This is a genomic window from Bradyrhizobium sp. 26S5, assembly GCF_036923295.1.
GTDB lineage: Bacteria > Pseudomonadota > Alphaproteobacteria > Rhizobiales > Xanthobacteraceae > Bradyrhizobium > Bradyrhizobium septentrionale.
In genome coordinates, this window is the sequence record NZ_CP145948.1 from 8,282,632 (window position 1) to 8,295,573 (window position 12,942).

Below are 12,942 nucleotides of genomic sequence, written 5' to 3' on the forward strand. Positions count from 1 at the left end.
GTGACGCTTGTGTCTCTTGCCAGCTGCGTGAGGGACGCACCGACGGAAGGGTTCCCTCTCCCCTTGTGGGAGAGGGTTAGGGAGAGGGGTGCCACACGGCGTGCTCTCTCAGTTGGCAATTCAACGACACGAGCAGATTTGCGCGCGCGACGCTTCCGTCAAGCATCTCTCCCGGGGCCACCCCTCTCCCCATCCTCTCCCGCAAGGGGAGAGGGAGCCTGACAAGCGTGCCCTCCTTACTTGGCCGAGCGGCGCATCCGCGTGAATTCAAATCACGCTCCAGTTCGAGCCCCTCCACCCAAGTAGGACCAATGCACGACACTGCGAAGATCTGTCGCGCTTAATCCGCGCCGAACGGCATAAATCTTGCTGCAATTCAGATTGTTTGAAATTCATTGCCTTACCAATTCACCGCCGTTGTCCCCAAGCATTTGGATTTGCCGGATGCGCTGCCTCGTCGTCGCCGACTTGCATTACTCGTTGCCGCAGTTCGACTGGCTGCTGGCGGCCGCGCCGCAATTCGATCTGGTGATCTTCGCGGGCGATGCGCTCAACCTCGGCTCGGCGGTCGATTTCCGCGCTCAGATCGTGGTCGTCACGAAATACCTGTCGCGCCTCGCCGGCCTCACGCGCGTGATCTTCTGCTCGGGCAATCATGACCTCGACGAGCGCAACGCAGAGGGCGAGAAGATCGCGCGATGGGTCGCCGGCATCAGGGAATTCGGCGTCGCCTGCGACGGCGACAATTTGACCGTCGGCGACACGCTGTTCACGGTGTGCCCGTGGTGGGACGGCCCGCTGGTCAAGGCGCGGATCGACGACCAGCTGCGCGAGGCGGCCGCCATCCCGCACCGCCGCTGGGTCTGGGTGCATCACGCCCCGCCGGCGGATTCCCCGATCAGCTGGGGCGGCAAGCGCTTCTTCGGCGACGTCGAATTGCTGCGCTGGATCGAGCGCCACCACCCGGCGATGGTGATCTCCGGCCATGTGCATCAATCGCCGTTCATCCCGAGCGGCTCGTGGTTCGACCGCATCGGCACCACCTGGGTCTTCAATACCGGCCTGCAGCCCGGCCGGCCGCCGGTCTACATCGTGCTCGATCTCACCCAGGACAAGGCGTTCTGGCTCGCCGCCGGCGATGCGCAGATCGTCGATCTCAACGCCCCCCTGCATCGGCCGGCAACGCCGCTCAGCGAGGCGCCGGACTGGCTCACATCCTTGGATCGGATTGCCGATCCGAGCCTGGCGCGACCTGCATCGGCGGCAGGTTGATCATGCTCTGCAGCACCTCGCCGACCATCGCCAGATGGGTGCCGTGGTCGGCATATTGGTGCATCAGGTCGGCCAGATAGGTCGTGGCGACGTGCAGCCGTTGCGCCAGGAGCTGCGCGATCAGCAGCGCGACCGCAGGCTGCTCGCGCAGGAACGACGCCGCGTCGTCGAATTCATACAGCACGCAATCGGACGCCGTGCGCACCTTCGCGCTGTGCGGCCGGTCGAGCAGGACACTCATCTCGCCGAACACCGCGCCGGGCTCGTCGATCACGGCCACCAGACTGTCGCCCTTCACAACCTCCACCTTGCCCTCGAGCAGCACGAACAAATGACCTGTCTTGCCGCCCTCCTCGATGAAATCCGTGCCGGCCGGCAGGCTCCGTTGCGTTGCTCCGCTGCAGTGATCAAGGATCGCGCGCATCTGGCTTCGTCTCCGTGTCCGCCAGACTAGGCAGAGATGCCGTCGAGGTGAAACGGATTAGCTGGGCGTTCTGCCCAAATTGTCGGCAGGCCGCGGCGCGGGCGCGAGGGGCGGCGCCGTCACGCAGTGGGCGCGGCATGCTTGATCGACAGGAAATCGCCGATCGTATCGAGGAACAGTTTTGGCGATTGCAGCTGCGGGACGTGCGCACATCCCGGAATCACCCTGAGCTCGGCCCGCGGCAGTCCGGCGGCCAATTCGTATGACATCGGCGGCGGCGTCGCCTCGTCGTATTCGCCGACCACCACAAGTGCCGGGACGGTCACGCCGCCGAGCTCGGCACGAAGATCGAGGCTCGCCAGCGCATCGCAGGCCGCGCAGAACACGTCGGGATCGGTGCGCAGGAAAGCCTCGCGGCGATCCTGCATCAGCGCCGGATGCTGTGCCTGGAAATCCGGTGCGAACAGCCGGCGCATCGCAACGTCGGTGATCGCGGCGAGCCCCTTCTCGCGGGAGACCCTTGCCATGGAGAGAAACGCCTCGCGGCCCGGCTCGGAGAACGCAGCTCCGGTGTCGGCGAGGATCAGCCGGCTCGCGAGCGCCGGGTGGCGGATCGCCATCTGCAGCGCGACAAACCCGCCATAACCATTGCCAAGCACGATGGCCGGCATGCCATCAGCCGCATCATGCACCGCCTTCGCCATCCGGTCGGCGATGGCAGCAAGGCCGCCTTCGACGGCGGCCGATCGGCCAAATCCCGGGAGTTCCGGCACGATGGTCCGAAACGACCGGGCAAGCTCCGGCACGATCGCATCGAAGCTCGCGCGGTCCGACAGCAGGGAGTGAAACAGGAGCAGCGGCGGCCCCTCGCCCGACTGGGCTGCGTTGACGGTGCGGTTGGCGAAAAGCCTGTCCATTGCCGGTCTCTTTCCAAATCGGGCCGAGGGCTCCGAGGCCCCTTTCGCGACGATTGATAAATCAAATCGGGCTGATTTCAAGCATTTTGGACTTGACGTGATATTTCACAGCTGCAATTTAATAACAGGAGCTCTGAGCAAAATGATCCTTTTGCGCGACAATATCTATGAAAACCTGCGATCTGATATTTTATCATGCCACTTCGCGCCGGGTGATGAAATGCGGGAGCAGGAACTGGCGGAGCGCTACGCCGTCAGCCGCCAACCGGTCCGGGACGCCCTGCTGCGGCTCGAACGCGAGCATCTGGTGACGGTGCAGCCCCGCCAGGGCTACCGGGTCAATCCGATCTCGCTGTCCGACGCGCGAGACCTGCTGCGCTTTCGCCTGGCGCTCGAGCCGGCCTGCGTCGCCGAAGCGATCGAGAGTGCGCCAGACAGCATCCTGAAATCACTCGATGAATTCCGCCGCTTCTCAGGCAGCCATGAGGACTTCATCGCTTACAATCGCGGCTTCCACTCCGCGCTGGCGCACGCATCGGGCAACCGCCGGATGGCGGCGACGCTCTGCGACCTGATCGGTCAGGCCGACCGGCTGGTGCGCGTCAGCGTATCCAACCTGAAGGGCCACGATCCGGCGAAGCTCGTGGCCGAACACGTCGCCCTGATCGACGCCATGCAGCAGCGCGAGGGGCGCACCGCAGCCCGCATCATCAAGGCGCACATCGCCGCCACCGAAAAGCGGGTCCTGCCGGCGCTCAAGCGCAACGCCGTCATCGTCGAAGAGAGGTCATGATGAATATTCCGTCGAAGCCCGCGACGATCGAGGTCGAGATCCACGGCAACTTCATCGACGGACGCGAGGTCGAGGCCGGCAACGGCGAGCTGCTGGACGTCCGTAATCCCGCGACCGGCGACGTCATCGCCCGGATCCCGAATTCGACCGCTGAAGACATCGACCGCGCGATGAAGAGCGCGCGCGCGGCGTTCGAAGGCAAGGCATGGGGCGGAATGGATACCCGCGCGCGTGCCCGGCTCGTCAACAGGCTCGCCGACGCGTTCGAAGCCAATCTCGATACGCTGTACCGGCTGGAGACGTTGAACAACGGACGGCCCGTCAACGAGACCCGCGCGCAGCTGTCGCGGCTGCCGGATTTCTTCCGCTATTTCGCTGGCGTGGCGCTGTCGCGTCGCGATTCCGTCATCCCGGTCGAAGGCTCCTATCTGAACTACACGCTGCGCACGCCGATCGGAATCGTCGCCAACTGCACGCCGTTCAATCATCCGCTGATGATCCTGTGCAAGTCGCTTGCCGTGGTGCTGGCGACCGGCTGCGTCACCGTGGTCAAGCCGTCGGAATACACGCCGCTGACGACGCTGAAGCTCGCCCAGATCTTCAGCGAGGCGGGCCTGCCTCCCGGCGTCTTCAACATTGTGCTCGGCCTCGGCCAGAGCGCTGGCAAGATGCTGGCCGAGCACGGCGACATCAACAAGCTCGTGCTGACCGGCGGCACCGAAGCGGGCCGCATCGCGGGCAGCGCCGCGGCGAAGGTGTTCGCGCACCAGACCATGGAGCTCGGCGGCAAGACGCCGGTGATGATATTCGATGATTTCGACGTCGATCGCGCCGTCAACTACGCCGCATTCGGCGCCTTCATCGGCGCCGGACAGACCTGCGTTTGCGCGTCGCGCCACATCGTGCAGGCCTCGATTTACGACGAGTTCGTCGAGAAGCTGAAAGCCAAGACCCGCACCATCCGCATTGGCGATCCCTTCGATCCGAACACCCAGCTTGGGCCGGTGATCTCGGCGCGCCAGCGCGACCGCGTGCTCACCTATGCGCGCTATGGCCATGAAGACGGCGCGCGGCTCCTCACCGGCGGCGTCGCGGCCAAGGTCGCGGGTCACGACAACGGCTATTTCGTCGAGCCGACGGTGTTCGCCGACGTCAAATCCGACATGCGGATTTTCCAGGAGGAGGTGTTCGGTCCCTTCACCTCGGTGACACCGTTCAAGGACGAGGCCGATGCGTTGCGGCTCGCCAACGACTCGCCGTTTGGCCTCGCCGCCGCGATTCGCACCCGCGACGTCGCGCGCGCCCATCGCGTTGCCGCCGCGGTCAAGGCCGGCATCGTCTGGATCAACGACCACCACCGGCTCGATCCGGCCTCGCCCTGGGGCGGCGTCGACGATTCCGGCATCGGCCGCGAATGCGGCACCGAGAGCTTCGACGACCATTTCAACACCAAGAGCGTGATGGTCGCGACCCACGAACAGCCGTTCGATTGGTACCGCGACACGGCCAGCCAGCGCCGTTTGAACTAGCCACGACAGTCAAGAGCGGCAACCGCCCCACAGATGGCGGGCCGCATCCACGAGGAAACAGTCAAGGGGAGAGCGTACATGTCGACATCGGTCAACGCGGGGAGCCGTCTCGATCGGCTGCCGATCGGACCATTCCATCGCCGCATCATGATCCTGATCGGGATCGGGATGTTCTTCGACGGCTTCGACATCTACATCGCCGGCACCGTGCTCGGCGTGACGCTGAAGACCGGGTTCTCGACGCTCGCCGAGAACGCCGCATTCATCTCCGCAACCTTCGTCGGCATGATGCTCGGATCGTTCGGCACCGGATTCCTCGGCGACCGTTACGGGCGGCGCTTCACCTACCAGTTCAATTTGCTGCTTTTTGGCATCGCGTCCCTGGCGGCGGCGTTTGCCCCGAGCATGGCTTTCCTGATTGCCTGCCGTTTCGTGATGGGCGTCGGCCTCGGCGCCGAGAACGTCGTCGGCTATTCCACGATGACCGAGTTCGTGCCGGCGCGGAGCCGCGGCAAGTGGCTCGGCTTCACCGCCGTCTGCGTCGTGACCGGCCTGCCCGTGGCGCTGTTGGTGGCGTCCGTCGTCGTCCCGCTGTTCGGCTGGCGCGCGATGTTCGTGATGGGCGGCGTCGGCGCCCTGATCGTGTGGTATCTGCGCAAGTCGCTGCCGGAATCGCCGCGCTGGCTGGAGGCGGTGGGACGCACCGCCGAGGCCGAGGCGCTGATGCAGTCGATCGAGAAGGAGGCAGCCCAGGGCCGCCCCTTGCCGGCCCCGGCCGCGGCAACGAAGGCGCCGGTGTCGCCCGATCTTGCCACCCTGTTCACGGCGCCGCTGCTGTCGCGCATGATCGTCGGCGCGATCTGCCTGATCACCATCAATACGCTGCTCTACGGCTTCGTGACCTGGCTGCCGGTGTTCTTCATCAAGCAGGGCCTCTCGGTCGCGACGTCGTTCGGCTACTCGCTGCTGATGGCGCTCGGCGTGCCGATCGGCTCGGCGATCGGCGCCCTCACCGCCGACCGCTGGGGCCGCAAGCCCACGATCATCGGCGCATCGCTGGTCACAATCATCCTCGGCGTGATCTATCCGATGATCTCGAATCCGTTCCTGCTGCCGGCGGTCGGCTTCGCGCTGACCGTCCCGATCTACGTTTTGGTCGCGCTGTTGTTCGGCATCTATATTCCCGAACTGTTCCCGACCGAGGTGCGGCTGCGCGCGTCCGGCATCGTCAACACGCTCGGCCGCGGCGCCACCATCGTGACGCCGTTCCTGGTCGTGATGCTGTTCGAAGCGCGCGGCGTCGCCGGTGTGATGGCTCTGATGATCGGGCTGCTCGTCGTGCAGATCATCACGGTGTGGGCGCTCGGCATCGAGCCGCGGCACCGCAGCCTCGAGGAGCTCAAGGGCGAGGAAGCGCCATCCGCGGTCCCGCAGGAAGCGTCGTGAAACGGAGGGTGCTCCTGCAGCCCACCGCATGATCGTCAAGCATTCCGGCGCCAGACCATGATCCGGAAAAGTGCGAAGCGGTTTTCCGAGAAGATCATGCTCAGACAAAGAGCGAAAGCGCGATGACGATTCAACCCAATCTCATCGCGCTTTAGGCCGGAATGCTTGAACCGAGATTACGCGCGACGAGCAACGCCGTATCGCTCTACGGCTTGATCTCCAGCGTTTGGCGTTTGCCGGCAGCGACGGAGAACGGCTTTTCCACCTTCTGGCCGTCGGCATAGGTCGCGACCGCGACGTTATCGCCGGCGCCGAGCGCGACATTGACGGCTGCGTCATAGGTCACCGAGACGCGCTTGCGCTCGTCATTGATGTCACGCTCGGTCGCGAGAATGCGAAGTTGCGTCCTCATCAACACCTGTCATCGCCCGGTTCGACCGGGCGATCCAGTACGCCGCGGCCTCTCAGCTCATGCAGCGGCGTCTCTGGAATACTGGATCACCCGCTTTCGCGGGTGATGACACTGAACAGGCTGTTTGACATGTGAATCGGAATCCCATTGTCGTCCTGGCGAAAGCCAGGACGACGGCGGTGTGTGTGGCCGCGCGCCGCCCCTCACATCCCGCGCGCAAATCTGCGGAAGCCCGGCGCGCCGGTCAGTGCCTCGAATGCGGTGTCGCGCTTCTCTTCGGCGAAGGAAAAACCGGCCTGGGCGTAGCAGCGCTCGGCCGCTTCGTTGCCGATCACGAACGAGATCGACGCCTGCCCAAAGCCCGCGGCCTTGCCGTCGGCGAGTGCGCGCCCGATCAAGGCCTGCACCAGGCCGCCGCCACGATGCGACGCTTCGGTTGCGACATGCTCGATCAGCCAGTCGCCCTCGCCGCCCTGAACCCAGCAATTGCGGGCATAACCGCCGCGCGCGACGATGGCGGCCGGATCGGCCCCGATCTGTGGCGCCACCTCCTCGATCGCGGCGCGGGCTGCGACGACGGTGCCGGAGGCGGGCAGCGCGCACAGCGCGGCGGCCGGCACGCCATCGACCTCGGCGATCAGGAAATGGGCGACGTGGTACCATGACCGCACCCGCGCAATGGCGAGCCGCGCCATGAAGTCGAGGCATTCCGGTTCGGGACGATCCAGCGCGATGTCGGTCCAGCCGCGCGACAACGGGCCGCGCTGCGCGGCCAGCACGATACGGGCGATGAAGCCGGCGTCGGCGGATCGTGCGGGACGGATCGAGGATCGTCCCGCGCCGATCATCTCAGGTGTTCTTCAACGCGACGCGGAATTCGGCCTCGGTCTTGGCCTTGACCTCGTCGAGCGTGACGCCGTCGGCGAGCTCGATCAGCGCCATGCCGTCCTTGCCGTGCTTGTCGATGGTGAACACCGCAAGATCGGTGACCACCATGTCGACCACGCGCTCGCCGGTCAGCGGCAGGTTGCACTGCTTGAGCAGCTTCGCGCCGTCCTTGGCGGAATGCTCCATCACGACGACGACGCGCTTGACGCCGGCGACGAGGTCCATGGCACCGCCCATGCCCTTCACCATCTTGCCGGGGATCATCCAGTTGGCGAGGTCGCCATTCTGCGCCACCTGCATGGCGCCGAGGATCGACAGGTCGATATGGCCGCCGCGCACCATGCCGAAGGATTCGGCCGAGGAGAAATAGCTGGTCGAGGGCAGCTCGCTCACCGTCTGCTTGCCGGCGTTGATGAGGTCGGCGTCAACCTCGTCCTCATAGGGGAACGGGCCCATGCCGAGCATGCCGTTCTCGCTCTGCAGGCTGACGTCGATGCCGTCGGGGATGAAGTTCGAGACCAGCGTCGGAATGCCGATGCCGAGATTGACGTAATAGCCGTCGCGCAACTCCTTGGCGGCGCGGGCGGCCATCTGTTCACGGGTCCAGGCCATGAGGCTCTCCTGAAGAGTTATGTCTTAGTTGCGCATGATCTTGTCGGAAAACCGGTTCCCGCTTTTCCGGATCATGCGTTAGGCTGCGGGACGCGGGCGGGTGTTGCGGAATTCGATCCGCTTCTTGCCGGTCCCGACCTCGATGATGCGTTTGACGAAGATGCCGGGGGTGTGGATGTGGTCCGGGTCGATCTCGCCGGCCGGAACCAGATGCTCGACCTCGGCGACGGTGACCTTGGCGGCGGTCGCCATCATCGGGTTAAAGTTGCGCGCGGTCTTGCGGTAGACCAAATTGCCGGCGGTGTCGCCCTTCCAGGCGTGAACGATGGCGACGTCGGCGAACAGGCCGCGCTCCATGATGTACTTCTCGCCGTCGAATTCCTTCACTTCCTTGCCTTCGGCGATCAGCGTGCCGACGCCGGTCTTGGTGTAGAAGGCCGGGATGCCGGCGCCGCCGGCGCGGATGCGCTCGGCCAGCGTGCCCTGCGGATTGAACTCGAGCTCGAGCTCGCCGGCGAGATATTGCTGGGCGAACAGCTTGTTCTCGCCGACATAGGACGAGATCATCTTCTTGATCTGGCGTGTTTCCAGCAGCCGGCTGAGGCCGATGCCGTCGACGCCGGCATTGTTGGAGACGACCGTCAGCCCCTTCACGCCGGAGTCGCGGATCGCGTCCGACAGGGTTTCGGCAATGCCGCAGAGGCCGAAGCCCCCCGACATGATCATGATGCCGTCCTTGAGGAGACCATCGAGTGCCGATTTGGCGTCGGGATAAACCTTGTTCATGCAGCAAATACCTGATGGAGGGCGCGGAACGGCTGTGACCAGCGGATTATTAGGCGGAATCTTCGCAGCGCGTCAATCACGGCCCGTACGGCGACCGGCGGCCGCCCGCGGCAGCAACATGGCCTTGAAAGCGACAAGAAAACCCTTCAAGTTGCGTGGGTTGGCACCGGCTACCACTGCGCAGCCGGCAGTGTTCGACGGCGACCCGACAAAACTCAACCCGACCCGGATATGTCATTGACGATGGCCCAAGGAATTAAGCGCCTGGGGATGCCGATCGCGGCTCTTTTAGGCTTGGCGCTCGTCGGGCTGGTGGGAACGTCGTGGTTCCTCAACCGGGACGCGCTGCAGCGCGCGGTGGAAGCGCAGATTCGCGCCGTGACCGGGCTCGAACTGGTGGTCAACGGCCCGATCGATGTTTCGGTGTTTCCGGGCAGTTACGTCTCCTTTCATAATGTCGGACTGAAGGGCGCCGACACCATCGGTCCCGCCCTGCAGGTCGATGTGCTGACCGCCAATCTGCGCCTGCTGCCGCTGTTGCTGCGGCGGTTTGAGATTGCCGACGTCATGATGCTGCGCCCGCATATCCGTGTGGTCCGCGACGGCGCCGGCGAGAGCAACTGGACACCGTTCGTCGAGACCATCGCCAAGGCGATGACGCCCGGCGCCGAGAACCAGGTGTCGTTCTCCGAAATCCGGATCCAGGACGGCGAGCTGAATTACCAGGATGGGACCAACAACATCTCCGAGCAACTCGGCGATATCGATCTTTCGTTGGCTTGGCCCTCCATATCGCGATCCTTTGCCGCAACCGGCCAGTTCGACTGGCGCGGCGAGCGCGTCGACGGCTCGATCAGCGCCAGCGATTTCGTCGCGCTGCTGTCGGGCGACCGTTCCGGCCTCAAGGCCCGGCTCGCCAGCGCGCCGCTGAAGGTCGCATTCGACGGAACCGTTGCCAACCGCACCAGCCTGATGATGGAAGGCGTCGCCACCATGGACTCACCGTCGCTGCGCAACGCGTTGCGCTGGATGGGGCAGGCGCCGCCCGGCGGCGGTGGCGGGTTCGGCCGCTTCGCCCTGAAGGCCCGCGCCAATGTGGTCGGCGGCTCGGTCGCGCTCACCAATGTCAATGTCGAGCTCGACGGCAATGTCGCTGAGGGCGTGATGACCTATGCCAATAACGGCCGGCAGACGCTGCAGGCGACGCTTGCCGCCGGCAATCTCGATTTCACGCCCTACATTTCGACGTTCCGCCTTCTGGCCAGCGGCCAGCGCGACTGGAACAGGCAGCTGTTCGACCTGACCTCGCTGTCATCGACCGATCTCGACATGCGCCTGTCGGCCGCCAAGGTGACGGTCGGCCCGTCCAAGCTCGGCCGCACCGCGTTCGGCGCCAATCTGCGCGGCGGCGCGCTCGCACTCAGCGTCGGCGAGGCGCAGATGTATGGCGGCATCGCCAAGGGCTCGTTCGCGATCGCGCGCTCGGATGCGGTCGCCGACGTCAGGGCCCAGTTCCAGTTCACCGATGTCGACTTGCAGGCCTGCGCCAGCGAATTGTTCGGCATCAACAAGCTGTCCGGCCGCGGCAACCTCAACGTCTCGCTGACCGCCTCCGGCTCGAGCCCGTTCGGGCTTGCCTCATCGCTGGACGGCACCGCCACGCTGAACGGGCATGACGGCGCCATCGCCGGCTTCAATGTCGAGCAGCTGTTGAAGCGGCTGGAGAAGCGGCCGCTGTCCGGCGGCGGCAATTTCCGCTCCGGCTCGACGCCCTATGACAATCTCAGCATCTCGGTGAAATTCGCCGACGGCGTCGCCACCGCTGATGACATCCGGGTCGAGAGCCCCACCGCGAAGATCACGCTGACCGGCACCGCATCGGTGCCGTCGCGCGAATACGATCTCAAGGGCGTCGCCAGCCTGACCTCGACATCCGCCGGCGGCAACGCATTCGATCTGCCGTTCGTGATCCAGGGCCCGTGGGACGATCCGCTGATCTTCCCCGATCCGGAAAGCCTGATCCGCCGCTCGCCTGCATCCGCCCCGCTGCTCGATGCGGTGAAGGATCGCAAGACCCGCGACGCGGTGCGCTCGGTGATCGAGCGCTTCACTGGCGGAGCCGCGCGGCAGCCGGCGGCGGATGCTGCGACCGGCGCGCCCGCCAGCGCACCGGCGACGGCAGCCGACAATGCGAAGTCGAACTGATCGATCCATTCACTTTCCGCATCGATGCACCGGGACTGATCCACGCCCTGCCGCGAGCCCCCTACAGAAGTCGTCGATGCGACATCTTTATCAGGTCACGGGCATGCGCTAGTGTTTTATCCAACCGGTTAAAAAACCGGCGCCATGAGGGAGAACAACGTGAGATCCAAGGTTATCGGTGCGCTATCATTCGCGGTCGCTGCGGTCGGTCTGTTCGCGGCCACGGCACCTGCTTTGGCCCAGGGCAAGACCATCACGGTCTGGTGGGGCAAGGGATTCTACAAGTCCGAAGACGACGCGCTGCTCGAGACGATCAAGAAATTCGAAGCCAAGACCGGCATCAAGGTCGAACTGTCGCAGTACGCGATCCAGGACATGATTCCGAAGACGGTCGCCGCGCTCGATTCCGGCACCGTGCCCGACGTCGCCTATTCCGACACTTACGATGTGCAGGCGCAGGGCAAGTGGGCCTTCGAGGGCAAGCTCGAGGACCTCTCCGACATCATGCTGCCGATGAAGGACGCGTTCGCGCCGAACACGCTGGAAGCGGCCCTGCTCTACAATGACGTCACCAAGAAGAAATCCTATTACGGCTTCCCGCTGAAGCAGCAGAGCATGCACGTGCAGATCTGGGGCGACATGCTGGACAAGGCCGGCTTCAAGGCCGCCGACATCCCGACCAAGTGGGAGGATTACTGGACGTTCTGGTGCGACAAGGTGCAGCCGGCGATCCGCAAGGCGACCGGCCAGCGCACCTACGGCGTCGGCCAGCCGATGGGCGTGGAATCCACCGACTCGTTCCAGTCGTTCTACACCTTCATGGACGCCTATCACGTCAAGCTGGTCGACGACGATGGCAAGCTCCTGGTCGACGATCCCAAGGTGCGCGACGGTCTGATCCACGCGCTGAAGGATTACACCGACACCTACATCAAGGGCTGCACGCCACCCTCCTCGACGACCTGGAAGGACCCCGACAACAACGTCGCGTTCCACAACAAGACGATCGTGATGACCCACAATTTCACGATCTCGATCGCGGCGAAGTGGTTCGAGGACTCCACCAACCCGGCGCTGACCGACGCGCAGCGCGCCGCCGGCAAGCAGGCCTATGAGCAGGACATCATCACGGCGTCCTTCCCGAAGGCGCCGGACGGCTCGACCATCAAGTACCGCTCCGACGTCAAGACCGGGCTGATCTTCGCCAACGCCAAGAACAAGGCTGAGGGCAAGCAGTTCATCGCGTTCCTGATGCAGGAAGACAATGTGCGGCCCTATGTCGAGGGCGCGCTTGGCCGCTGGTTCCCGGTGACCAAGGCAAGCCAGGCCAGCCCGTTCTGGCAGGCCGACCGGCATCGCAAGGCGGTGTGGAATCAGTTCACCGGCGGCACCGCGCCGTTCGACTTTACCAAGAACTGGAAGTTCACCATCCTGAACAACGAGAACGTTTGGGCCAAGGCCATGAATCGCGTGGTCAGCGAGAAGGTGCCGGTCGACAAGGCCGTCGACGAACTGATCGCCCGCATCAAGCAGGTCGCGGGTTGAGGCAGTGACGCCAACCGCTACCAAGCTGTCTCCGCGTCGTCCCGGCGAAAGCCGGGACCCATACGCCGAGGCAGTCATTTGGGAGCAGGCTGGTCGACGGCTTTCGCGCAACG

12 protein-coding genes are annotated in these 12,942 nt (G+C 64.7%); 6 read left to right on the forward strand and 6 right to left on the reverse strand.

From position 1 onward, the window contains the following. Positions 1–444 precede the first annotated feature (444 nt). Positions 445–1,272 (forward strand): metallophosphoesterase family protein, encoded by an 828-nt coding sequence (locus tag V5279_RS39275; RefSeq protein WP_338692236.1) that lies wholly within the window; start codon positions 445–447, stop codon positions 1,270–1,272. Here V5279_RS39275 and V5279_RS39280 read toward each other — a convergent pair. Further along, positions 1,211–1,696 (reverse strand): Crp/Fnr family transcriptional regulator, encoded by a 486-nt coding sequence (locus tag V5279_RS39280; protein WP_166214038.1) that lies wholly within the window; start codon positions 1,694–1,696, stop codon positions 1,211–1,213. The two genes, V5279_RS39275 and V5279_RS39280, sit on opposite strands and share 62 nt — an antisense overlap. 119 nt (positions 1,697–1,815) lie before the next feature. Next, on the reverse strand, positions 1,816–2,613 hold the full coding sequence (locus tag V5279_RS39285) for an alpha/beta fold hydrolase (RefSeq protein ID WP_338692237.1): 798 nt from the start codon (positions 2,611–2,613) through the stop codon (positions 1,816–1,818). A gap of 142 nt (positions 2,614–2,755) precedes the next feature. Here V5279_RS39285 and V5279_RS39290 point away from each other — a divergent pair, with 142 nt between their 5' ends. The 3 genes from V5279_RS39290 to V5279_RS39300 all read left to right on the forward strand — a co-directional run bounded on the left by V5279_RS39290 (position 2,756) and on the right by V5279_RS39300 (position 6,381). After that, positions 2,756–3,406, forward strand: coding sequence for a GntR family transcriptional regulator (locus V5279_RS39290; RefSeq protein WP_338692238.1), 651 nt, complete (start codon positions 2,756–2,758; stop codon positions 3,404–3,406). After that, positions 3,406–4,935 carry an aldehyde dehydrogenase gene (locus V5279_RS39295; protein ID WP_338701633.1) on the forward strand — a complete coding sequence of 510 codons (1,530 nt, stop codon included), beginning with the start codon at positions 3,406–3,408 and terminating at the stop codon, positions 4,933–4,935. Before V5279_RS39290 ends, V5279_RS39295 begins: the two co-directional genes overlap by 1 nt. A gap of 78 nt (positions 4,936–5,013) precedes the next feature. After that, positions 5,014–6,381: an MFS transporter gene (locus V5279_RS39300; RefSeq protein WP_338692239.1), complete on the forward strand. Its 1,368-nt coding sequence runs from the start codon at positions 5,014–5,016 to the stop codon at positions 6,379–6,381. Between the two features lie 205 nt (positions 6,382–6,586). On the opposite strand, the gene V5279_RS39305 is transcribed toward V5279_RS39300, so the two are convergent. The 4 genes from V5279_RS39305 to V5279_RS39320 form a co-directional block, all read right to left on the reverse strand. Then, positions 6,587–6,793 carry a hypothetical protein gene (locus V5279_RS39305; protein WP_338692240.1) on the reverse strand — a complete coding sequence of 69 codons (207 nt, stop codon included), beginning with the start codon at positions 6,791–6,793 and terminating at the stop codon, positions 6,587–6,589. Positions 6,794–6,996: 203 nt separating this feature from the next. Continuing rightward, a complete protein-coding gene (locus tag V5279_RS39310; RefSeq protein ID WP_166302783.1) occupies positions 6,997–7,641 on the reverse strand; it encodes a GNAT family N-acetyltransferase in 645 nt (214 codons plus the stop codon). A gap of 1 nt (position 7,642) precedes the next feature. Then, on the reverse strand, positions 7,643–8,293 hold the full coding sequence (locus V5279_RS39315) for a 3-oxoacid CoA-transferase subunit B (RefSeq protein WP_029085538.1): 651 nt from the start codon (positions 8,291–8,293) through the stop codon (positions 7,643–7,645). Between the two features lie 78 nt (positions 8,294–8,371). Continuing rightward, on the reverse strand, positions 8,372–9,079 hold the full coding sequence (locus V5279_RS39320) for a CoA transferase subunit A (protein WP_021078522.1): 708 nt from the start codon (positions 9,077–9,079) through the stop codon (positions 8,372–8,374). A 243-nt stretch (positions 9,080–9,322) separates the two neighbouring features. Between V5279_RS39320 and V5279_RS39325 the strand changes: the two genes are divergently transcribed. Together V5279_RS39325 and V5279_RS39330 are read left to right on the forward strand one after the other, a co-directional pair. Next, on the forward strand, positions 9,323–11,284 hold the full coding sequence (locus tag V5279_RS39325) for an AsmA family protein (protein WP_338692241.1): 1,962 nt from the start codon (positions 9,323–9,325) through the stop codon (positions 11,282–11,284). 159 nt (positions 11,285–11,443) lie between these two features. After that, positions 11,444–12,829 carry an ABC transporter substrate-binding protein gene (locus V5279_RS39330; RefSeq protein WP_338692243.1) on the forward strand — a complete coding sequence of 462 codons (1,386 nt, stop codon included), beginning with the start codon at positions 11,444–11,446 and terminating at the stop codon, positions 12,827–12,829. Positions 12,830–12,942 lie beyond the last annotated feature (113 nt).